The sequence below is a fragment of the Bacillus cereus group sp. BfR-BA-01383 genome, assembly GCF_022663495.1.
Lineage (GTDB): Bacteria > Bacillota > Bacilli > Bacillales > Bacillaceae_G > Bacillus_A > Bacillus_A cereus_AU.
Genome location: NZ_JAKUFP010000009.1, coordinates 133,868 through 155,720, shown reverse-complemented (window position 1 = coordinate 155,720; position 21,853 = coordinate 133,868). Strand labels below are relative to the sequence as shown.

Genomic DNA, 21,853 nt, shown 5'->3' with positions numbered 1-21,853 from the left:
GTTAGTAGTGCGTGTATTAGTAAGTGGTGGAGGCACTGGAGGGCATATTTATCCGGCCCTTGCTTTAATTAGAGAAATAAAAAAATTAAATCCGGAAGCAAGATTTTTATATATTGGTACGGAAAATGGTTTAGAGAGTACTATCGTTCCAAAAGCAGGTATACCGTTTCAATCTATTGTCATAAGTGGATTTAAACGGAAAATATCGTTAGATAATGTGAAAACTGTAATGCGTTTCCTAAAGGGTGTACAAGATAGTAAACGATATATTCGTCGTTTTAATCCGGATATTGTAATTGGAACGGGTGGATATGTATGTGGACCGGTTGTGTATGCTGCAGCGAAATTAGGTATTCCAACTATTGTACATGAACAAAATAGTGTACCAGGTGTAACGAACAAATTTTTAAGTCGTTATGTTGATAAGGTTGCTGTTTGTTTTGAAGCAGCTGCAGAACATTTTCCGCAGTCAAAAGTGGTTATGACAGGTAACCCACGTGCATCTGAGGTAATGGATCAAAATGGAATGAAAGGAAAACGTTCAGTAGGTTTATCTCTTCCTAAAAAATCCGTACTTATTTTCGGGGGGAGCCGCGGGGCTAGACCGCTTAACGATGCTTTTGTAGAAGCGATTGAACAATTTGGGAATAAAAGTTACGAAGTATTATATGTAACAGGTGAAGTACATTATGATAAAGTTATGGAAGCCGTGAAACAAAAAGGGAATCCGAATAATGTTATTATTAAACCTTTTATTCATAATATGCCAGAGGTACTGACTGGTGTAGATCTTGTTGTTTCAAGAGCAGGGGCTACAACCCTTGCAGAATTAACAGCGTTAGGTAAGCCAAGTGTGTTAATTCCGAGTCCGTACGTAACAAATAACCATCAGGAAAAGAATGCACGTTCAGTTGTTGATAAAGGAGCAGCAAAAATGTTACTTGAAAACGATTTAACATCTGAAACGCTAATTCGTGATATTGATGAGATTTTATTAGATGCACAAACATTACAAAATATGAAGCTAGCTGCTAAGCAACTAGGTATTCCGGATGCAGCAAATAAGCTGTATGAAGTAATGAATAAGCTTGTAAAAAAATAACGTTAGGTGAACGCCCTGCATACTACTGTAATAAGGAGACTTTATATGGGGGAGATCGTTTATGGAACAATTAGTAAATGAGCTTATAAAAGCGAATGTTGGTCGAGTGTTAGTTAACGAACCGTTAGCGCGTTACACTACTATGAAAATAGGTGGACCAGCTGATATTTTAATTGTGCCAAAGCATGTTACCGGTATTGAGAAAACATTGCAGTTAGTAAAGAAATATAAAACAAAGTGGACTGTAATTGGTCGGGGTTCAAATCTTCTTGTATCAGATCAAGGTATAGAAGGTGTTGTTATTCGTTTAGGAGAAGGATTAGACCACTTAGAGGTCGAAAACCATAGAGTAAGAGTTGGTGGTGGATATCCCCTTATTAAATTGTCAACTTTACTTAGTCGCCAAGGATTAGCTGGACTGGAATTTGCAAGTGGTATTCCAGGAAGTGTTGGTGGCGCAGTGTATATGAATGCAGGAGCACATAAATCAGATATATCAAACATATTATCAAAGGCTCTTATTCTGTTTGAAAACGGAACAATTGAGTGGTTAATGAATAGAGAAATGGAGTTTTCTTATCGTACATCTGTATTGCAAACGAAACGTCCTGGTATTGTTTTGGAAGCTGAGTTTCAATTGCAGGTAGGAGAGCGTGGGGAAATTGTAAGAAACATGCAAAAGAATAAAGATTACCGTCGTGAAACACAGCCGTGGAATCATCCTTGTGCAGGAAGTGTATTTCGGAATCCAACCCCATACTTTGCAGGGCATTTAATAGAGAAAGCAGGGCTTCGTGGTTATCGAATAGGTGGAGCTCAAATTTCTGAAATGCATGGGAATTTTATTATTAATACTGGTGGAGCTTCAGCGCAAGATGTATTATCCTTAATTGCATTGATAAAACACACAATTAAGGATAAATTTGGCGTAGATATGCATACAGAAGTAGAAATCATTGGAAGATAACGGTTATTCGTTCCGCTCATTATCATTTATGTTATAATAAGAAGATAAGAACGGCATGAGGAACATGCCGTTTTTTATGTTACATAGGGGGATCGTACATGAAAAATAGTAAAGTGATTAAACTACAAGATCGTGTACCAAAGTTGAAAAATCAAAAGAAAAAAAACAAAAAAAATGTTAATCATCGGTTGATTTTATACATATCAATTTTATTTTTATTAGTACTCTTTTTAATTTATTTTCGGTCTCCGCTTAGTAATATAAAAAAGATAAGTGTGTTTGGAAATCATTATATGACAGATGAACAAGTGATGAAGGAATCAGGTGTGACATATGATACGAGTTATTTCCGAGTAACAGCACACAAAGCAGAAGAAAACTTAACGAAACGAAAAGAAATTAAAGCAGTAAATGTAAAAAAACGTTTCCCAAACAAAATTGATGTTCATATTGAAGAATATTTAACCATTGGTTATATAAACAAAGATGGAAAATTACAACCGTTATTAGAAAATGGGAAAACACTTGAAGTACTCCCGAACGGAAAACTTCCTGTTGCAGCACCAATTTTTGAACCGTTTAAAGAGGAGAAAATGAAGGAGTTAATTGCGGAGTTAGAAAAATTAACACCGACTATTTTAAGGTCTATTTCTGAGATTCGTTATTCACCGACGAATGCGAATGAAGACCATCTTACTTTATATATGAATGAAGGGTATGAAGTGAGCACTACGATTCAAAATTTTGCAAAGCGTATGGAAGCTTATCCTCTTATTTTAAAAACAATTGAGCCAGGTAAGAAGGTATTAATTGACTTAGAAGTAGGGGCATATACGAAAGAGTTAGGAGCGGAGGAAAAAAAAGAATAGAACGATAGTTTTTACTACGTTATTTATAGAAAAAAACGAAACGAACGTTCTGTTGTCTGCATATGAATTTACAAGAATGGTTCATTTGATGAAAAATATGTAGAAATTCTTAGATTCATACTCGGATTGGTACAAGTTTCACTTTTCTATGAGTACATCTTAGTGTAGACTTATACTTGGCGGTAATCTTTACACTTGAAATAGAATTATTTCAAGATAAGCAGTTATTCATAGTTTACTGCGATATTCTTAAACGAATGTTAAATAAAAATAAGAAAAATATAGGGTTAAAAAAGGGAAACGTATAAAGACGTTGAATATTTTTCTTATAAATAGTAAAGTTGCGATTGTTGTTCCATATATTGAGTTGTATGGTATAAATAAAGAAGGAGGTGCCAAAGAATGAACAGCAATGAAATATATGTTAGTCTTGACATCGGTACATCCAATGTTAAAGTCATCATTGGTGAAATGGTTAATGACAGCTTAAACATAATTGGTGTTGGAAATGTAAAATCAAATGGTTTAAAGAAGGGATCGATAGTCGATATAGATGAGACTGTTCGATCAATTAAAAAAGCAATTGAACAAGCTGAGCGCATGGTGGGAATCCACATTGAGCAAGTTGTAGTAGGTGTCAATGCAAACCAGGTACAGCTGCTTCCTTGTCACGGAGTAGTCGCTGTTTCAAATGAAGATCGTGAAATCGGAAATGAAGATGTCTTACGCGTTCTAGATGCAGCACAAGTTGTGTCAATTGCTCCTGAACGTGAATTTATTGATGTGGTACCTCGACAGTTCATTGTAGACGGTCTTGACGAGATTAACGATCCACGCGGGATGATCGGTGTAAGATTAGAAATGGAAGGTACACTTATTACAGGCTCGAGAACTTTACTACATAACCTACTTCGTTGTGTAGAAAAAGCAGGTCTTGAAATTGTAGATATTTGTCTTCAACCTTTAGCAGCTGCAACAGTTGCTATATCTTCAGATGAAAAAAATAGAGGAGTGGCCCTTGTTGATATTGGGGGTGGCTCTACAACCTTATCTATTTTTAAAGATGGAGAGTTACAAGCGACAAGCGTATTGCCATTAGGTGGAGACCATATAACGAAGGATATTGCGATTGGGTTGAAAACTTCAACAGAAAATGCAGATCAAATTAAGTTGAAATATGGACATGCTTTTTATGATACAGCATCTGAAGAAGAAATGTTTACGGTTCCTATTATGGGAAGTGATCAAACAGAACAGTATTCGCAATTGGAATTATCGGATATTATAGAGGCTCGTGTAGAGGAAATTTTAATGTTTGTTCAGGAAGAAGTACGTAAGTTGGGAATAAAGCAAGTTGCTTCTGGCTATGTACTGACTGGCGGAATTGCTTCTATGCCAGGTGTTCTTGATCTTGCATATGATATTTTACATGAAAATGTTCGTATAGCAACTCCTGATTATATTGGTGTGCGTGAGCCACAATATACAATTGGAGTAGGTTTAATTAAACACTCTTATCAAAAAGCTAAATTACGTGGGAAAAACGTGCAGGAAAAGCAAGAGCATTTTGAACCAGTACCAGCACCAATGCCGGTACAACAGCAACCTGCGAAACAAAAAACTCGTAATCAAAACAATAATAATCAAAATGATGACCGTATGATGTCAAAAGTAAAACGTGTATTCCGTTATTTATGGGATTAAAATTGGACACGAAAAATGAGGTTCTAGGGGGATTTCGACATGTTAGAGTTTGATACTACTCAAGATCAATTAGCGAATATAAAAGTTATCGGTGTCGGCGGCGGCGGAAACAATGCTGTAAACCGTATGATTGAACACGGTGTACAAGGTGTAGACTTTATCGCTGTGAATACTGATGCACAAGCATTAAATCTATCAAAAGCTGAAACGAAAATGCAAATTGGTGGAAAATTAACGCGTGGACTTGGTGCAGGCGCAAACCCTGAAGTAGGGAAAAAAGCTGCGGAAGAAAGTAAAGAGCAGATCCAGGAAGCACTTCGTGGTGCGGATATGGTCTTTGTAACAGCTGGTATGGGCGGCGGAACTGGAACTGGTGCAGCTCCGGTTGTTGCTCAAGTTGCAAAAGAATTAGGTGCGTTAACAGTTGGTGTTGTAACACGTCCATTTACATTTGAAGGACGTAAGCGTGCAACGCAAGCAGCATCTGGTATTGCGGCATTTAAAGAAAATGTAGATACGTTAATTGTAATTCCAAACGATCGTTTACTAGAGATTGTTGATAAAAATACGCCGATGTTAGAAGCGTTCCGTGAAGCAGATAACGTATTACGTCAAGGTGTTCAAGGTATTTCTGATTTAATTGCAACACCAGGTTTAATTAACTTAGACTTTGCAGACGTAAAGACAATCATGTCTAATAGAGGCTCTGCTTTAATGGGTATCGGTTCTGGTAATGGGGAAAATCGTGCTGCTGAGGCTGCGAAAAAAGCGATTTCTAGTCCATTACTAGAAACATCTATTGATGGAGCTCAAGGTGTTATTATGAACATTACGGGTGGAGCTAACTTAAGCTTATACGAAGTACAAGAAGCAGCAGACATTGTGGCTTCAGCTTCGGATCCAGAAGTAAATATGATTTTTGGTTCTGTTATTAATGAAGGATTAAAAGATGATATCGTTGTAACTGTAATTGCAACTGGTTTTGATGATAGCGCTGCGACGCAGCCACCAAAACCAATTATCCGTCCGACTGCGAATCATACACAACAACCAGTAGCTCAACCTTCAAAACAACGTGAGGTAAAACGTGAAATGAAGCGTGAAGAGCCGGTTGTACATGAGCGTCATTCAGATTCAGATGATATCGATATTCCAGCATTTTTACGTAACCGTCGTAGACGATAAAAAAAGGAGCTTTCATGCTCCTTTTTTTGTTTTCTAAATGGAAAAGATCTACTAAGTAGGTCTTTTTTTTATTTCGCATATTTCAATTTATCCCGCTATTTGCGGGCAGTAAGACTCTCACCTCAAAATTCGGCGATTGCGAGGAAATTAGGTGGGAGATAATTGCCCATAAAAGCCCGATTGGTGAAGGCAAATAATCAGTGGGACACTGATTAAAGTTTCGCTTTATAGGTGTAGTAAAGGATATTTAACTTTGGTTACATATAGTTCAGTCGATCTGTTGATAAAAAAAATTATATCACTCTATGAAACTATACTTTTATTTTTTACCGACAGATTATGTCTAGAAATCACAAAATAACAAAAAAACACCTCCGCAAATTGACACACTTTCCTATTGGATATGCATTATACTAGTCTCAACTTAAAAAAAGAGGTGAATTGTTTGGTTGTTTACGCCGACATTGTTTGGTTGTTAAACGCCTGCATTGATTTTCTTTTACTTTTATTAACGGCTACCGTGTTAAAAAAGAAGATCAAGAGATGGAGGCTTGTGTTAGGGGCATTTATAGGTTCAACCATTGTTATTTTTGCCTTTACTCCTTTTGCTTCTATGATGACACATCCAATTATGAAATTACTGTACTCGTTACTTATTGTGTATACAGCATTTGGGTTTACAACGTTTAGAAATTATACACAGACTGTTTTTACGTTTTACTTTGTAACCTTTATGGTTGGCGGAGGATTAATTGGAACTCATTTCTTTTTGCAAACGAATGAAATGGTAAATGGATTGGTTCAATCTCAATCAATTTCTTACGGTGATCCAATTAGTTGGTTGTTTGTTATTTTTGGTTTTCCAGTGATTTATTATTTTTCTAAAAAGCGTATTGAAAGCGTAGAGGTTACGAAAATACACTATGATCAAATTGTGAAAGTGAAGATTCGAGTAGGGGAAGAAGAACTAGAACTAGCAGGCTTAATTGATAGTGGGAATCAGCTTTACGATCCGTTAACAAAAACACCAGTTATGATTATGCATATTTCATCATTAGAGTATTGTTTACCGGTTTGGTTAACAGAACAAATTTATTCCAAAACAGAAATTCCTCAAATACCAGAAAATGATTCTGGATGGGCGACAAAATTACGCTTAATTCCTTTCCGAGCAGTTGGAGTCGATAATCAATTTTTATGGGCAATTAAGCCAGACAGTGTGCAAGTTGATCATGAAGGCAGTTCTATTGTTGTAAACAAAGTATTAATTGGTTTAAATACACAACAATTGTCTACCAACGGAGAGTACCAATGCATTGTGCATCCGAAAATGTTAATTTCACAAAAGATGGTAATTGCTTAATTATGAGAGGGTGGGATAATATGATGAAATTAAAATTTTATTTAGTATACCTTTGGTATAAAGTATTGCTGAAATTAGGAATTAAGACCGATGAAATTTATTACATTGGTGGAAGTGAAGCGTTGCCACCACCATTAACGAAAGAAGAAGAGGAAGTTCTTTTGAATAAATTGCCAAAAGGAGATCAAGCGGCAAGGTCATTACTGATTGAACGTAACTTACGGCTAGTTGTATATATAGCAAGAAAGTTTGAAAATACAGGGATAAATATTGAAGATTTGATTAGCATAGGAACAATTGGTCTTATTAAAGCGGTCAATACATTTAATCCAGAAAAGAAAATAAAATTAGCAACTTATGCATCTCGTTGTATAGAAAATGAGATTTTAATGCATTTGCGTCGAAATAATAAAAATCGTTCAGAAGTTTCTTTTGATGAACCGCTTAACATTGATTGGGATGGGAATGAATTGTTATTATCAGATGTATTAGGTACGGATGATGATATTATTACAAAAGATCTGGAAGCCACTGTGGATCGTCATCTTCTAATGAAGGCATTGCACCAATTAAATGATCGTGAAAAACAAATTATGGAACTTAGGTTTGGGCTTGCTGGGGAAGAGGAAAAGACGCAAAAAGATGTGGCGGATATGCTTGGGATTTCACAGTCATACATTTCGCGTTTAGAAAAAAGAATCATAAAAAGATTACGAAAAGAATTTAATAAAATGGTGTAAAGAATAAGACCAGCCGTTATCTAGGCTGGTCTTATTCTATTTAGCTGTATTAGGATAGATAACTAAAATGAAAAATGAAGAGAAAACCGCATGCATAAAATCCCCTTCAAAGGAAATACTTTACACTGTACAGCAACTCCCGATAGGAGGGAACACTTTGACGAGAAACAAAGTAGAAATTTGCGGTGTTGATACAGCTAAACTTCCAGTACTAAAAAATGAAGAGATGCGTAAATTATTTCGTGAAATGCAAAGTGGAGAGATAAGCGCAAGAGAGAAATTAGTGAATGGAAACTTACGTCTTGTACTGAGCGTCATCCAAAGATTTAATAACAGAGGAGAATATGTTGACGATTTATTTCAAGTTGGTTGCATCGGACTTATGAAATCCATTGATAACTTTGATTTGGGCCAAAATGTAAAATTTTCAACGTATGCTGTGCCGATGATTATTGGGGAAATACGCAGATATTTGCGTGATAATAATCCAATTCGCGTATCTCGATCATTACGAGATATTGCGTATAAAGCGTTGCAAGTAAGAGAAAAGTTGATTGCAGAAAACTCGAAAGAACCGACAGCAATGGATATTGCAAAAGTTCTTGAAGTGACTCATGAAGAAATTGTTTTTGCTTTAGATGCGATTCAAGATCCAGTTTCATTATTTGAGCCGATTTATAACGATGGGGGAGACCCTATCTTTGTTATGGATCAGTTAAGTGATGAAAAACAAAAGGACGAGCAGTGGGTTGAAGAATTAGCGCTAAAAGAAGGGATGAAGCGTTTAAATGATCGAGAGAAAATGATTATTCGAAAACGTTTCTTTCAAGGAAAGACACAAATGGAAGTTGCTGAAGAAATTGGAATTTCTCAAGCGCAAGTATCACGTTTAGAGAAATCAGCTATTAAACAAATGAATAAAACGATTCAAGGATAAGGTTCTCACCAGTTATGGTGAGGCCTTTTTATTTGCACTCATAGTAGGTATGCAGTGTTCATATAATGAAAAATAATATGGATTTTAGTAGAGGATGAGTCCTATTCATGTGAGAAGCAGTGATCTGTGTACTTCCAATTCACCATATAAGGGAGAGGATGAAAGTGATACGAATTTCAGAGTTACAGATGAAGGATGTTATAAATATTTCAGATGGAAAAAGGCTAGGGAATATTGGAGATATTGAAATTGATATGAATACCGGTAAGATTGGGGCTATTATTATTTCCAAACAGGCACGTATGCTAGGGATTTTTGGAAAAGACATAGAAATTGTAATTCCTTGGGAGGAAATCATGAAAATTGGAGAAGATGTCATACTTGTAAGAGTAAATCCTGTTAATTCTGTAACAGAATCAATACAAACACCGACAATTTCATAAAGAATATTACAAATTCCTCTTTTTTTTCTGTTGGTACTATGAAAAAATAAAAGTATGGTAAAATAGACAGGAAGTACCATGCTTTTTTCTGTTAATTTAATTAAAAGGAGCTAAATACAGTTATATAAAATATACACAAATAATGAAAAACTATCTCCACAGGAAGAGTTTATTCAAGACTTATTATTATCGTTCATGTATTCAGTTGTAGAGTTTACGGGTTAAGGAAATACAAAAAGATAATATCGAAGGATGAAGATTTATGAAAAGAGCATATCTAATAGAAATCCATCCGACAAAAGAACAAATAACCCAAATAAATCAGACGATTGGTGTGTGTAGGTATGTTTACAACCTGTATATCTCTAAAAACAAAGAGCTGTATGAAGCCGAAGGAAAGTTTCTAGGTGGGTATGACTTTTCTAAATGGTTAAACAATGTCTATACAAAAGAATGTGATCAGTGGATAAAAGGAGTATCAAGTAAAGCTGTAAAACAAGCGATTATGAATGGGGATAAAGCTTTTAAGCAATTTTTTAAGGGTCTATCTAAATTTCCACGATATAAGAAAAAGAAGAAGCAAGATGTGAAGTGCTATTTTCCTAAAAACAACAAAACAGATTGGACAGTAGAAAGGCATAGAGTAAAAATCCCCACAATTGGTTGGATAAGGTTAAAAGAATATGGATATATCCCTAAAAATGCAACTGTAAAAAGTGGCACAGTATATCAAAGAGCAGGAAGATATTTTGTATCTGTACTTTGTGAAAGAGAAGAAGTAAGGGTAAAACCAATGCTGAATAAAATAGGTCTAGGGATTGATTTAGGGCTGAAGGATTTCGCTGTACGTAGCGATGGAAAAACTCACAAAAATATAAATAAAACAGTCAAAGTAAAAAAGATAGAAAAACGGTTAAAACGTGAACAACGCTCTTTAGCGCGTAAATTTGAAAACCTAAAAAAGAGGGGTGGGAAATCTGTTACTAATAAAAGAGCGAATATAGATAAAAATGTTCTTAGGGTGCAAAAGCTGCACGTTCGATTAGCGAATATTCGACTAGAGTATGTAAAGTCTATTGTAACGAATGTGGTGAAAACCAAGCCAACGTTTATTACAGTGGAAGATTTGAATGTGAAAGGTATGCTGAAGAATAAACATCTATCTAAAACAATTGCCAAGCAGTCTTTTTATGCTTTTAAAATGTGGCTTTTGACGAAATGTGAGGAATATGGAATTGAACTACGTCAAGTAGACCGGTTTTATCCATCGTCAAAGTTGTGCTCATGTTGTAGCCAAAAAAAAGCAGATTTAAAACTATCTGATCGAGTTTATAAATGTGAATGTGGCAATGTAATGGATAGAGATTTGAACGCAGCGATCAATCTTTTACAAGCAAAAGAATATACAATACTAACGTAAATAGATTGTATATATGTACGGTGGGCTACATCGGAATTTACGCCTGTGGAGTGTTACAGCAAACTGTAGTAGCGAGTGATTGGCGAGACAGGACACGTAGAAGCAGGAATACTCTAAGAATATACATTTGTCTATGTTTTTAGTAGCAGCCGCTTTATGAGAGAACCATTTAAATATGTAGACGGTATACTGTATTTACAAGCGTGGAAAGAACTTGGAAACATTACTGCTGGATTTACGACAAAAGATGGTGGGATAAGTACGGGCTCCTTTCATGCGATGAATTTAGGATTACATGTGAATGATATCGTGGAGAACGTTCATGAAAACAGACGCATTTTAGCAAATAAGTTACAAAAACCATTGGAAAACTGGATTTGCTCTGAACAAGTTCATGATCACCATGTTGAAAAAGTAGGACAACAAGAAAAAGGAAGTGGCGTCTATTCATATGAGGATGGCATTTCAAAAACAGATGGCATTTATACGACGAATAACGATGTTCTTTTAACGTCTTGTTACGCGGATTGTGTTCCACTCTATTTTTATGCACCATCACATGGTATGATAGGACTTGCGCATGCTGGGTGGAAAGGGACCGTAAAAGAAATTGCAAATGAAATGATTCAAAAGTGGAATGCAGAAGGGATTTCAAGTGATGAAATTCATGTTGCAATAGGGCCGGCAATAGGATCTTGTTGTTATGTTGTTGATGATAGAGTATTAACAGCGGCGCAGCAAGTAGTAAACGGTTCTGTCCCGTATAAAAAAATTTCTGATGGGCAGTACGCAATTAATTTAAAAGAAATTAATCGTATATTATGTGTACAAGCAGGCATAAAAGAAGAACATATTGTAATGTCATCTCTTTGTACAAGCTGTGAAGAACAACTATTTTTCTCTCATCGTCGTGATCAAGGGAAGACAGGGAGAATGTTGAGTTTCATAGGTTTTAAGGAGGAAGGAAGCAAGTGACAGTACAAGAAAATTTAGTAATTGTAAACGAAGCTATTAAAGAATCTTGCACACGATCTGGACGTTCGTTGCAAGATATTAAACTTATTGCAGTTACAAAAACTGTAGGGATTGAAAAGACAAACGAAGTAATTGAAGCTGGAATTATCGATTTAGGTGAAAATAGAAATGAAGGTTTCTTACAGAAATATGAGCATTTCGGCTCAAAAGTTAATTGGCATTTTATTGGCTCATTACAAACGAGAAAAGTAAAAGAAATCATTAATGAAATTGATTATTTACATTCTTTAGATCGCCTTTCCCTGGCGAAAGAAATTCAGAAACGTGCTGATAAGAAAATTAAATGCTTTATTCAAGTGAAAACATCATCTGAAGAATCGAAGCAAGGGTTGGCAATAGAAGAAACTGTTTCTTTTATTCAAAGTTTGCAAGAATTGGATAAGATTGAAGTGGTAGGATTAATGACGATGGCTCCGTTTACAGAAGAAGAGGAAGAAATCAGGCGCTGTTTTAAGGAGCTGCGTATGCTACAAGAAAAGATAAAGGAACTAGAATTGTTACATGCGCCATGTAAAGAATTATCAATGGGGATGTCTAACGACTACACGATTGCAATTGAAGAAGGTGCTACATATATTCGTTTGGGAACGATTTTAGTAGGAAAAGCGTAAAAGGAAGGAGAATCTTATTATGAGTTGGTCAAAAGTAAAATACTTCTTTTTTGATACACCAGAAGAAAAAGAAGCAGCTCAATATAGCTATGAAAAGGAGCAAACAGACATGAAGAAACAGCAAGATCCGCCAGAACAACAAGATGTTACGTTTCCAAAAGCGCAAACGAAACAAAATGTTGTGAGCATTGAAACGGCAAAGCAATCTTCAAAAGTTGTTTTATTAGAACCACGCACATATTCGGAAGCACAAGGTATTGCGGACCATTTAAAAGGTAGACGAGCTGTTGTAATTAATTTGCAAAGAATGTCTACTGATCAAGCGGTACGTATCGTTGACTTTTTAAGTGGTACTGTATACGCTATAGGCGGGGATATTCAAAAAATAGGACCGAAAACATTTATGTGTACACCTGAAAATGTAGATATTGTTGGTGCAATTTCAGAGTTATTCGGTGAAGAAGAAGAAACAAATATAAAGAGGTGGTAATACGCCATGACAACAGTTTTAATGGTGTTAAATTATGCTTTCGAGATTTACTCGTGGGCACTTATTATTTATATTCTCCTATCATGGTTTCCTGGTGCAAAGGAATCATCTTTTGGAGATTTCCTGGCGCGTATTTGTGAACCGTATTTAGAACCATTCCGCAGATTTATTCCGCCGCTTGGTATGATTGATATTTCTCCACTCGTTGCGATTTTTGCGTTAAAACTTGCTAAAATTGGTTTGTTCAGTTTGTTCGGCTATTTCTTATAGTAAGAGGTTAAATACATGAGCATTTACGAACATTTCAGACCTGATGAAGAGGTCTTTGTGGATAAAGCGTTAGAGTGGAAGCGAACGGCGGAGTACCATCAAGTGAAATTAACAGATTTCCTTGATCCAAGACAGCAACAAATTGTCTCTATGGTAATAGGACAAGGAGATGTTGCTGTGCAATTCGATGGTGCAACGCCTCACGCGGAGCGTAAAAGAGCACTCATTTATCCAGACTATCTAGAATTAAATGATGAAGAATTTCAACTAGAAGTATTAGAAATTGACTATCCTTCCAAGTTTTATACGCTAGAGCATAGGCAAATATTAGGTACATTTATGTCACTTGGTTTGACGAGAGAAAAATGTGGTGATATTTTGCTTCAAGAAAATCGTGCCCAAATTGTAGTTGAAAAAGAAATCGTATCGTATATTGAGATGAACTTACAATCAATAGGGAAAGTAAAAGTCTCCTTATCATCAGTACAAGGAGAACAAATTCTCCAGATTAATGAAACGTGGGGAGAGAAATCTGGAACGGTTTCTTCACTTCGTTTAGATGTTATGTTAGCTGAAATGTTACATATATCCAGACAGAAAATACAACCTTTAATAAAAAATGGTTTAGTAAAAGTCAATTGGAAAACAGTGGAACAAACTTCTTATGAATGTTATCCAGGAGATGTTTTTTCAGTGAGAGGGTATGGACGAAGTAAATTATTTTCTGTAGAAGGTAGAACAAAACGCGACAAATGGAGAATTTTGTATGGTATACTAAAATGATTGGTTTTTTAGAAGGAAATCCTCCTATTTTGTCGAAGAAAAGATATAATTGAAAGAGGAAATTTAGATAACTACTTGGAGGTGGCGTTGTGCCGTTAACACCATTAGACATTCATAACAAAGAATTTGGTCGCGGATTCCGTGGCTATGATGAAGATCAAGTAAATGAGTTTCTTGATCAAATTATCAAAGATTATGAATTAGTCATTCGTGAGAAAAAAGCTTTAGAAGAAAAAGTTGCGCAATTAGAAGGAAAGTTAGATCATTTCTCTAATATTGAAGATACGTTAAACAAATCTATCGTTGTTGCACAAGAAGCAGCGGAAGAAGTAAAACGTAATGCGCAAAAAGAAGCGAAATTAATTGTACGTGAAGCTGAAAAGAATGCAGATCGTATCATTAACGAAGCTTTAGTAAAATCAAGAAAAGTTGCTTTTGATATTGAAGAGCTAAAGAAACAAGCAAAAGTATTCCGAACTCGTTTCCGTATGCTTTTAGAAACACAGCTTGAAATGTTAAACAACGATGATTGGGATAAGTTAATTGAGTTAGAAGACGAAGTAGATGAGCTGTTGAAAAAAGAAGAAACAGTGTAAGCTTGACGTTTTTCTCATTATTACATATAATTTTAAACAACATATTTATTAAGAAAAACGAAGATAGGGATAAGTACCTTTTCATACCTTATATAGCGAACTGAGGATGGTGTAAGCTCAGGATAAGGAGATATGGGAATATCACCCTGGAGTTCCGCGCTGAACGAATGGAGTAAGCGTAGGCGTATATTCGCGTTAAGAATATAAAGAGGATTTTATACATATGTATAGGATCTACTAGGGTGGTACCGCGGGAGACTTTCTCGTCCCTTTTTGGGATGAGAAAGTCTCTTTTTTATTCCGTTTTTTAGGTCTTTCTTTTATACATGTAAGGAGGAATTGAGCATGGAGTACAAAAATACATTACTAATGCCAAAAACAGAGTTCCCAATGCGTGGGAATTTACCAAAACGTGAGCCTGCAATGCAAGAAAAATGGGCTGAAATGAACATTTATGAAAAAGTACAAGAACATACAAAAGGTCGTCCTTTATTTGTATTGCATGATGGACCTCCATATGCGAATGGTGACATTCATATGGGACATGCATTAAATAAAGTATTGAAAGACTTTATTGTTCGCTATAAATCAATGACTGGTTTCAGTGCACCGTATGTACCAGGTTGGGATACGCACGGTTTACCAATTGAACAAGCTTTAACAAATAAAGGTGTAAAACGTAAAGAAATGACAGTTGCTGAGTTCCGTAAGTTATGTGCAGAGTATGCATATGAGCAAGTAGAACGTCAACGTGAACAATTTAAGCGTCTAGGTGTACGTGCAGATTGGGATAATCCATATATTACTTTAGAGCCAGCTTATGAAGCACAACAAATTAAAGTGTTTGGTGATATGGCGAAAAAAGGTTATATCTATAAAGGGCAAAAGCCAGTTTACTGGTCTCCAACGAGTGAATCAGCTTTAGCAGAAGCTGAAATTGAATATCAAGATAAAAAATCAGCATCTATTTACGTAGCATTCCCTGTAAAAGACGGAAAGAACGTATTAGAAGGTGATGAGAAATTTATCATTTGGACAACAACACCTTGGACATTACCTGCAAACTTAGGTATTTCTGTTCACCCAGAGCTTGAATATAGCATTGTAAAAGTAAATGATGAGAAATACATCATCGCTTCTGAGCTGTTTGAGACAGTTGCAAAAACGTTAGAATGGGAAAATGCTGAAGTTGTGAAAACGGTAAAAGGTAGTGAACTTGAGTATACAGTTGCAAAACACCCATTCTACGATCGTGACTCATTAGTTATGCTAGGAGAGCACGTAACAACAGATGCAGGTACTGGTTGTGTTCATACAGCACCTGGACACGGGGAAGATGACTTTGTTGTTGGTAAAAAGTACGGCTTAGAAGTACTTTGCCCAGTTGACGATAAAGGTGTATTAACAAATGAAGCACCTGGATTTGAAGGCTTATTCTATGATAAAGCTAACAAGCCAATTACGGAAAAATTAGAAGAGGTAGGCGCGTTACTAAAATTAACATTTATTACGCATTCATACCCACATGATTGGAGAACGAAAAAACCAATTATTTTCCGTGCAACAGCACAGTGGTTTGCATCTATCGAAGCGTTCCGTAAAGAGTTATTACAAGCTGTTGAAGAAACGAAATGGGTACCAGCATGGGGAGAAACTCGTCTTCACAATATGGTTCGTGACCGTGGTGACTGGTGTATTTCTCGTCAGCGTGCATGGGGTGTACCAATTCCTGTATTCTATGCTGAGAATGGTGATCCAATTATTACCGATGAAACAATTAACCATGTAGCAGATTTATTCCGCGAACACGGTTCTAACGTATGGTTCGAGCGTGAAGCGAATGATCTATTACCAAAAGGATTTACACATCCAGGTAGCCCAAATGGTGAATTCCGTAAAGAAACTGACATCATGGATGTATGGTTCGATTCAGGTTCTTCTCACCAAGCGGTATTAGAAGAGCGTGAAGACTTACAACGTCCAGCTGATTTATATTTAGAAGGATCTGACCAGTATCGTGGTTGGTTTAACTCTTCATTATCAACAGCGGTTGCTGTAACAGGTAAAGCTCCATATAAAGGCGTACTAAGCCATGGTTTCGTACTAGATGGTGAAGGGCGTAAAATGAGTAAGTCGATTGGAAACATCGTCGTACCGAAGAAAATTATGGATCAATTAGGCGGAGACATTTTACGTTTATGGGTATCTTCTGTTGATTATCAATCTGATGTACGTATTTCAGATGATATTTTAAAACAAGTAGCAGAAGTGTATCGTAAAATCCGTAACACGTTCCGTTTCTTATTAGGAAACTTAGATGACTTTAATCCAAGTGAAAATACAGTAGCGGTAGCTGAACTTCGTGAAGTAGATCGTTACATGTTAGTGAAATTAAATGACTTAATTACAAAAGTAAAAGAATCATATGAAACATATGACTTTGCTGCTGTATATCATGCAATTCATAACTTCTGTACAATTGATTTAAGTTCATTCTACTTAGACTTTGCAAAAGACATTTTATACATTGAAGGTGCAAATCACGAAGATCGCCGCGCGATTCAAACAGTATTATATGATGTTCTTGTTGCATTAACGAAACTTGTAACGCCAATCTTACCGCATACAGCTGATGAAGTATGGCCATATGTTCCTGGTGCAGAAGAAGAAAGCGTACAGTTAACTAATATGCCAGACGCTGTAGAAGTAGATGGTGCAGAAGCATTAAAAGTGAAATGGGACGCATTTATGACACTGCGTGATGACGTTTTAAAAGCGTTAGAAGTAGCTCGTAATGAGAAAGTAATTGGTAAGTCATTAAACGCAAGCATTACGCTATATCCGACTGTAGAAATGAAGGCTATGTTAGAGTCTATTAGTGAAGATTTAAAACAGCTATTTATCGTTTCAGAGTATAAACTTGGTGGTACAATTGAAGAAGCGCCAACAGAAGCACCGAAGTATGAGCATACAGCTGTAGTTGTAGCACAGGCGACAGGTGAGACATGTGAACGTTGTTGGGTTGTTTCAGAAACAATTGGTAAAGATGCAGAACATGAAACATTATGTGAGCGTTGTGCAACAGTTGTTAAAGAAAACTATGTAAAATAATAAAAAACTGACTGCGCGTAAGGTGCAGTCAGTTTTTTATTATTAACGGTATATTGAAATAATTTCTACTCTCTTTCCTATGAAGGAAAAATGTGTGTGAGGTAAGCATGAGAATTTCGGACACACTAATTGTACATTGCAGCTGGGAGGAATGTACACGTGAATGAAATTTACATGGAAATAAAAGAAGAATTGCAATTGATGAGAAAAGAGTTGCAAGAGAGACTAGCTAAAGAAGTCATGCACAAATATGATACAGAGTTCAGCCAAGAGCTTGGATATGAAGTTAAGGAAGAAATAAAGAAAAAAATGCTATTACATGATATAAAAGAGGATTTAAAAGATGTAGAACGTGCATTGTTTAAAATGGAAATAGATATGTATGGTATTTGTGAAGAAACGGGAAGAGCGATTCCTACAAAACAAATGAAAACAATGCCGACTGCTCGTACGATTCATGAATTTTTTTATGAAAAGGTAAATGTATAAATGTATGAATACGCACAACGATATTATATTACCTTTTTTTAATTTATTTTATTCTTCTATAAAGGTTCATTGTGAAAAGATAGCAGCTATGCTAAAATTTTGAGGTACACTGTCTTTATGGGGGAAATGAAAATGATATATTATGTAATAGCGTTATTTGTCATTGCCATCGATCAAATATCGAAGTGGCTAATTGTAAAGAACATGGAATTGGGTACGAGCATTCCGATTATCGATAATGTATTATACATAACATCACATCGAAATAGAGGAGCTGCCTGGGGTATTTTAGAAAATAAAATGTGGTTCTTCTACATTATTACAGTTGTTTTCGTAGTATTTATCGTATTTTATATGAAAAAATATGCAAAAACGGACAAACTTCTAGGTATTTCATTAGGTCTCATTTTAGGCGGAGCAATTGGCAATTTTATTGATCGTGTATTTAGACAAGAAGTAGTGGATTTCATTCACGTGTATATTTTCTCGTACAACTATCCAGTATTCAATATAGCTGACTCAGCATTATGTATTGGAGTTGTATTAATTATTATTCAAACAGTATTAGAAGGAAAGAAAACGAAGGAGTAATTGAATGAGTGAAGTAGTACAAGTAACAGTTGCAGAAGAACAAAAAAGCGAGCGAATTGATAAATTCGTTGCAGAAATAAACAGTGAATGGTCACGTTCACAAGTGCAGCAATGGATTAAAGATGCTGTTGTAACAGTAAATGGGAAAGTGGTTAAAGGGAATTATAAAGTAAAAGCAAATGATGAAATTACAGTAACAATTCCTGAACCAGAAGAGTTAGATATTCAACCAGAAGATATGAATTTAGAAATTTATTATGAAGATGCAGACGTACTCGTTGTAAATAAGCCACGTGGTATGGTTGTACATCCAGCCCCAGGGCATACAAGCGGTACGCTTGTAAACGGACTTATGCATCATTGTACAGATCTATCAGGTATTAACGGTGTAATGCGTCCAGGTATCGTGCATCGTATTGATAAAGATACATCTGGACTACTAATGGTTGCAAAAAATGATATGGCACATGAATCACTTGTAAATCAACTTGTAGCAAAAACAGTAACGAGACGCTATAAAGCGATTGTACACGGCGTGATTCCGCATGATAAGGGAACTATCGATGCTCCAATTGGTCGCGATAAGAAAGAACGTCAAAGTATGACAGTTGATGAAAATGGTAAGAATGCTGTTACGCACTTCCAAGTGTTAGAACGTTTTAAAGACTTTACACTTGTAGAATGTCGCTTAGAAACGGGACGTACGCACCAAATTCGTGTTCATATGAAATATATTGGCTATCCACTTGCAGGGGATCCAAAGTATGGTCCGAAGAAAACATTGGATATGAATGGACAAGCACTTCACGCAGGTATTTTAGGATTTGATCATCCTCGTACTGGTGAATATATTCAGTTTGAAGCACCTATTCCAGAAGTGTTTGAAGATGCATTAAATATTTTACGAAAATAGTATTGACAAATCATAAGAAAACTGAGATACTGACAACAGTTAAATAATGATCCTTTAACACAGCCCCGTGAGGTTGAGAAGGTAACGGTTTGAAATACTTAGGGTATGCTGTACCCTTTTTTCAAAAGTCCTCTCGCACACGCTGAGAGGACTTTTTTTATACCATTCCTCTCACGCAAGAAAAAAGCTTGGAGGTGTAGAGCATGCAAGAGAAAGCTGTCGTTTTAGATGACCAAATGATTCGCCGCGCTTTAACACGAATTAGTCATGAAATCGTGGAACGAAATAAAGGTGTCGATAATTGTGTTCTTGTCGGAATTAAAACACGTGGAATTTTTATTGCACAACGTTTGGCAGAACGAATTGGTCAAATTGAAGGAAAAGAAATGGAAGTAGGCGAGTTAGATATTACGTTATATCGTGATGATTTAACACTACAATCAAAAAACAAAGAACCACTTGTAAAAGGTTCTGATATTCCTGTAGATATTACGAAGAAAAAAGTTATCCTTGTGGATGATGTATTGTATACAGGAAGAACAGTTCGAGCAGCAATGGATGCTCTTATGGATTTAGGTAGACCATCACAAATCCAATTGGCTGTTCTTGTTGATAGAGGTCATCGTGAACTACCAATTCGCGCTGATTATGTCGGAAAGAACATTCCAACATCGAGTGAAGAGCGTATCGAAGTTGATTTGCAAGAGACAGATCAACAAGATCGAGTAAGCATATACGATAAGTAAAGCCCTTTTAAATGTAGTCCTGTGAGGCTGCCAAAGGGTCTTGGCTTTCATATGTCAAATTTGGCATACGAAAGTGTAGGACTCTTTGTGCACAGGCACAAAGAGTTTTTTTATTGCAAACATTAAAACTGAAGGAGGATGTAACAATGGAACAAAAGCCAGTGTTAGACGTTAATGAAGTACCGAAACCGGGAAAATGGTTATTTTTAAGTATACAACATTTGTTCGCGATGTTTGGATCAACAGTGCTTGTTCCGTTTTTAACAGGATTGAATCCATCAGTAGCATTAATATCAAGCGGATTAGGAACGTTAGCGTTTCTTCTTATAACGAAAGGTCAAGTACCTGCCTATCTAGGATCATCATTCGCCTTTATCGCACCGATTATAACAGCGAAAACAGCAGGTGGACCGGGAGCAGCAATGCTTGGTGGTTTACTTGCAGGACTTGTGTACATCTTAATCTCACTCGGAATTAAGAAGTCTGGATCAGCGTGGATTATGAAATTACTTCCGCCAATCGTAGTTGGTCCAGTCGTAATGGTAATCGGTTTAGCTTTAGCACATACAGCAGTAGACATGGCGATGAACGGTGCGGATGGTAAGTACAGTTTTACACACTTTTCAGTAGCATTAGTAACATTAGCAATTACAATCATTTGTTCCATATTTGGAAGAGGATTCTTCAGCATCATACCAGTTTTACTTGGAATCATCGGAGGTTACATCTTTGCTTACTTCCAAGGACTAGTAGATTTAAAGCCGGTAGCTGAGGCAAAATGGTTTGTTGTACCAGATTTTACAGTACCGTTTGTAACATACACACCGGAGTTTTCATGGAAGATTGTGCTCTTAATGGTACCAGTTGCACTAGTGACAATATCAGAACATATCGGACATCAAATTGTACTTGGAAATGTTATTAAAAGGGATTTAATTGAAAAACCAGGTTTACACCGTTCGATCTTCGGTGATGGGGTAGCAACATTAATCGCCTCACTAATAGGTGGACCACCGAATACAACATACGGTGAAAACATCGGTGTACTAGCGATTACGAGAGCGTACAGTGTATACTTATTCATCGGTTCAGCAGTATTCGCAATCATATTCGGGTTTGTCGGTAAGATTTCCGCACTGATCCACTCCATACCAACACCAGTTATGGGCGGTGTATCAATCTTACTATTCGGTGTAATCGCATCAAGTGGGTTACGCATGATGGTAGACGATAAAACAGACTTAAGCGACAAACGCAACTTAATGATTGCATCAGTAATACTAGTAATCGGCATTGGTGGAGCGGTACTTAAAGTAGGAGAATCGTTCCAAGTAGAAGGAATGGCACTAGCAGCAATTGTAGGTGTACTGTTAAATCTACTACTACCAGAAACAAAACAAGTAAAAAATACAAAACAATCTAAGCAGATTGCTTCATAAAAACAACCTTTTAAATCAGTCCTGTGAGACAGAAAAGGGTGGCTTCTTC

22 protein-coding genes, 1 pseudogene and 1 other annotated feature are annotated in these 21,853 nt (G+C 36.3%); all 23 genes and pseudogenes read left to right on the top strand.

Going from position 1 to position 21,853, the window contains the following annotated elements; translation table 11 throughout:
- The first annotated feature begins 7 nt into the window (after window positions 1-7).
- The 23 genes and pseudogenes from murG to uraA all read left to right on the top strand — a co-directional run bounded on the left by murG (window position 8) and on the right by uraA (window position 21,804).
- Complete coding sequence (murG, locus tag MR065_RS11845; protein WP_242213784.1) at window positions 8-1,102, top strand: undecaprenyldiphospho-muramoylpentapeptide beta-N-acetylglucosaminyltransferase; 1,095 nt, start codon at window positions 8-10, stop codon at window positions 1,100-1,102.
- Between the two features lie 61 nt (window positions 1,103-1,163).
- On the top strand, window positions 1,164-2,069 hold the full coding sequence (gene murB, locus MR065_RS11840; protein WP_242213783.1) for a UDP-N-acetylmuramate dehydrogenase: 906 nt from the start codon (window positions 1,164-1,166) through the stop codon (window positions 2,067-2,069).
- 98 nt (window positions 2,070-2,167) lie between these two features.
- On the top strand, window positions 2,168-2,938 hold the full coding sequence (gene divIB / locus MR065_RS11835; protein WP_097904424.1) for a cell division protein DivIB: 771 nt from the start codon (window positions 2,168-2,170) through the stop codon (window positions 2,936-2,938).
- Between the two features lie 402 nt (window positions 2,939-3,340).
- Complete coding sequence (gene ftsA / locus MR065_RS11830) at window positions 3,341-4,642, top strand: cell division protein FtsA (protein WP_097904423.1); 1,302 nt, start codon at window positions 3,341-3,343, stop codon at window positions 4,640-4,642.
- Window positions 4,643-4,681: 39 nt separating this feature from the next.
- Complete coding sequence (gene ftsZ, locus MR065_RS11825; protein WP_097904422.1) at window positions 4,682-5,827, top strand: cell division protein FtsZ; 1,146 nt, start codon at window positions 4,682-4,684, stop codon at window positions 5,825-5,827.
- A gap of 445 nt (window positions 5,828-6,272) precedes the next feature.
- Window positions 6,273-7,190: a sigma-E processing peptidase SpoIIGA gene (spoIIGA, locus tag MR065_RS11820; protein ID WP_141436416.1), complete on the top strand. Its 918-nt coding sequence runs from the start codon at window positions 6,273-6,275 to the stop codon at window positions 7,188-7,190.
- A 20-nt stretch (window positions 7,191-7,210) separates the two neighbouring features.
- A complete protein-coding gene (gene sigE / locus MR065_RS11815; RefSeq protein WP_000976947.1) occupies window positions 7,211-7,930 on the top strand; it encodes an RNA polymerase sporulation sigma factor SigE in 720 nt (239 codons plus the stop codon).
- 157 nt (window positions 7,931-8,087) lie between these two features.
- Entirely contained in the window at window positions 8,088-8,867 is a 780-nt protein-coding gene (gene sigG, locus MR065_RS11810; RefSeq protein WP_000197755.1) for an RNA polymerase sporulation sigma factor SigG, read from the top strand.
- Window positions 8,868-9,025: 158 nt separating this feature from the next.
- On the top strand, window positions 9,026-9,310 hold the full coding sequence (locus MR065_RS11805) for a YlmC/YmxH family sporulation protein (protein WP_097904420.1): 285 nt from the start codon (window positions 9,026-9,028) through the stop codon (window positions 9,308-9,310).
- A 129-nt stretch (window positions 9,311-9,439) separates the two neighbouring features.
- A pseudogene (locus MR065_RS11800) lies at window positions 9,440-9,576 on the top strand (IS607 family transposase); the annotation flags it as partial.
- Window positions 9,573-10,730 carry an RNA-guided endonuclease InsQ/TnpB family protein gene (locus MR065_RS11795; protein ID WP_242213782.1) on the top strand — a complete coding sequence of 386 codons (1,158 nt, stop codon included), beginning with the start codon at window positions 9,573-9,575 and terminating at the stop codon, window positions 10,728-10,730. The pseudogene MR065_RS11800 and the gene MR065_RS11795, both read left to right, overlap by 4 nt.
- A gap of 156 nt (window positions 10,731-10,886) precedes the next feature.
- On the top strand, window positions 10,887-11,705 hold the full coding sequence (gene pgeF, locus MR065_RS11790; RefSeq protein ID WP_097904419.1) for a peptidoglycan editing factor PgeF: 819 nt from the start codon (window positions 10,887-10,889) through the stop codon (window positions 11,703-11,705).
- Window positions 11,702-12,376 carry a YggS family pyridoxal phosphate-dependent enzyme gene (locus MR065_RS11785; RefSeq protein ID WP_097904418.1) on the top strand — a complete coding sequence of 225 codons (675 nt, stop codon included), beginning with the start codon at window positions 11,702-11,704 and terminating at the stop codon, window positions 12,374-12,376. Before pgeF ends, MR065_RS11785 begins: the two co-directional genes overlap by 4 nt.
- A gap of 19 nt (window positions 12,377-12,395) precedes the next feature.
- On the top strand, window positions 12,396-12,866 hold the full coding sequence (locus tag MR065_RS11780; protein ID WP_097904417.1) for a cell division protein SepF: 471 nt from the start codon (window positions 12,396-12,398) through the stop codon (window positions 12,864-12,866).
- Window positions 12,867-12,872: 6 nt separating this feature from the next.
- Entirely contained in the window at window positions 12,873-13,136 is a 264-nt protein-coding gene (locus MR065_RS11775; protein ID WP_097904416.1) for a YggT family protein, read from the top strand.
- A 15-nt stretch (window positions 13,137-13,151) separates the two neighbouring features.
- The gene (locus MR065_RS11770) at window positions 13,152-13,919 is read left to right on the top strand and encodes a YlmH family RNA-binding protein (RefSeq protein WP_242213781.1); all 768 of its coding nucleotides are present in this window, start codon (window positions 13,152-13,154) and stop codon (window positions 13,917-13,919) included.
- Window positions 13,920-14,008: 89 nt separating this feature from the next.
- Window positions 14,009-14,515 (top strand): septum site-determining protein DivIVA, encoded by a 507-nt coding sequence (gene divIVA / locus MR065_RS11765; protein WP_001131611.1) that lies wholly within the window; start codon window positions 14,009-14,011, stop codon window positions 14,513-14,515.
- Window positions 14,516-14,566: 51 nt separating this feature from the next.
- Window positions 14,567-14,789: a binding site (T-box leader), on the top strand.
- Window positions 14,790-14,860: 71 nt separating this feature from the next.
- Window positions 14,861-17,626 carry an isoleucine--tRNA ligase gene (gene ileS2, locus MR065_RS11760; protein ID WP_242213780.1) on the top strand — a complete coding sequence of 922 codons (2,766 nt, stop codon included), beginning with the start codon at window positions 14,861-14,863 and terminating at the stop codon, window positions 17,624-17,626.
- A gap of 159 nt (window positions 17,627-17,785) precedes the next feature.
- On the top strand, window positions 17,786-18,115 hold the full coding sequence (locus tag MR065_RS11755; RefSeq protein ID WP_097904413.1) for a TraR/DksA C4-type zinc finger protein: 330 nt from the start codon (window positions 17,786-17,788) through the stop codon (window positions 18,113-18,115).
- A 132-nt stretch (window positions 18,116-18,247) separates the two neighbouring features.
- Window positions 18,248-18,706, top strand: a complete 459-nt coding sequence (lspA, locus tag MR065_RS11750; RefSeq protein ID WP_000642182.1) for a lipoprotein signal peptidase LspA — start codon at window positions 18,248-18,250, stop codon at window positions 18,704-18,706.
- 4 nt (window positions 18,707-18,710) lie between these two features.
- Entirely contained in the window at window positions 18,711-19,619 is a 909-nt protein-coding gene (locus MR065_RS11745) for an RluA family pseudouridine synthase (RefSeq protein ID WP_000005845.1), read from the top strand.
- A 203-nt stretch (window positions 19,620-19,822) separates the two neighbouring features.
- Complete coding sequence (pyrR, locus tag MR065_RS11740; RefSeq protein ID WP_001156491.1) at window positions 19,823-20,365, top strand: bifunctional pyrimidine operon transcriptional regulator/uracil phosphoribosyltransferase; 543 nt, start codon at window positions 19,823-19,825, stop codon at window positions 20,363-20,365.
- A 146-nt stretch (window positions 20,366-20,511) separates the two neighbouring features.
- On the top strand, window positions 20,512-21,804 hold the full coding sequence (gene uraA, locus MR065_RS11735; protein WP_141436415.1) for a uracil permease: 1,293 nt from the start codon (window positions 20,512-20,514) through the stop codon (window positions 21,802-21,804).
- The last annotated feature ends 49 nt before the right edge of the window (window positions 21,805-21,853 follow it).

Coding starts and splice junctions, on each gene's coding strand:
- murB (WP_242213783.1), top strand. CDS start 1,164: ATGGAACAATTAGTAAATGAGCTTATAAAAGCGAATGTTGGTCGAGTG.
- divIB (WP_097904424.1), top strand. CDS start 2,168: ATGAAAAATAGTAAAGTGATTAAACTACAAGATCGTGTACCAAAGTTG.
- ftsA (WP_097904423.1), top strand. CDS start 3,341: ATGAACAGCAATGAAATATATGTTAGTCTTGACATCGGTACATCCAAT.
- ftsZ (WP_097904422.1), top strand. CDS start 4,682: ATGTTAGAGTTTGATACTACTCAAGATCAATTAGCGAATATAAAAGTT.
- sigE (WP_000976947.1), top strand. CDS start 7,211: ATGATGAAATTAAAATTTTATTTAGTATACCTTTGGTATAAAGTATTG.
- MR065_RS11805 (WP_097904420.1), top strand. CDS start 9,026: ATGAAAGTGATACGAATTTCAGAGTTACAGATGAAGGATGTTATAAAT.
- MR065_RS11795 (WP_242213782.1), top strand. CDS start 9,573: ATGAAAAGAGCATATCTAATAGAAATCCATCCGACAAAAGAACAAATA.
- pgeF (WP_097904419.1), top strand. CDS start 10,887: ATGAGAGAACCATTTAAATATGTAGACGGTATACTGTATTTACAAGCG.
- MR065_RS11780 (WP_097904417.1), top strand. CDS start 12,396: ATGAGTTGGTCAAAAGTAAAATACTTCTTTTTTGATACACCAGAAGAA.
- MR065_RS11775 (WP_097904416.1), top strand. CDS start 12,873: ATGACAACAGTTTTAATGGTGTTAAATTATGCTTTCGAGATTTACTCG.
- MR065_RS11770 (WP_242213781.1), top strand. CDS start 13,152: ATGAGCATTTACGAACATTTCAGACCTGATGAAGAGGTCTTTGTGGAT.
- ileS2 (WP_242213780.1), top strand. CDS start 14,861: ATGGAGTACAAAAATACATTACTAATGCCAAAAACAGAGTTCCCAATG.
- lspA (WP_000642182.1), top strand. CDS start 18,248: ATGATATATTATGTAATAGCGTTATTTGTCATTGCCATCGATCAAATA.
- MR065_RS11745 (WP_000005845.1), top strand. CDS start 18,711: ATGAGTGAAGTAGTACAAGTAACAGTTGCAGAAGAACAAAAAAGCGAG.
- pyrR (WP_001156491.1), top strand. CDS start 19,823: ATGCAAGAGAAAGCTGTCGTTTTAGATGACCAAATGATTCGCCGCGCT.
- uraA (WP_141436415.1), top strand. CDS start 20,512: ATGGAACAAAAGCCAGTGTTAGACGTTAATGAAGTACCGAAACCGGGA.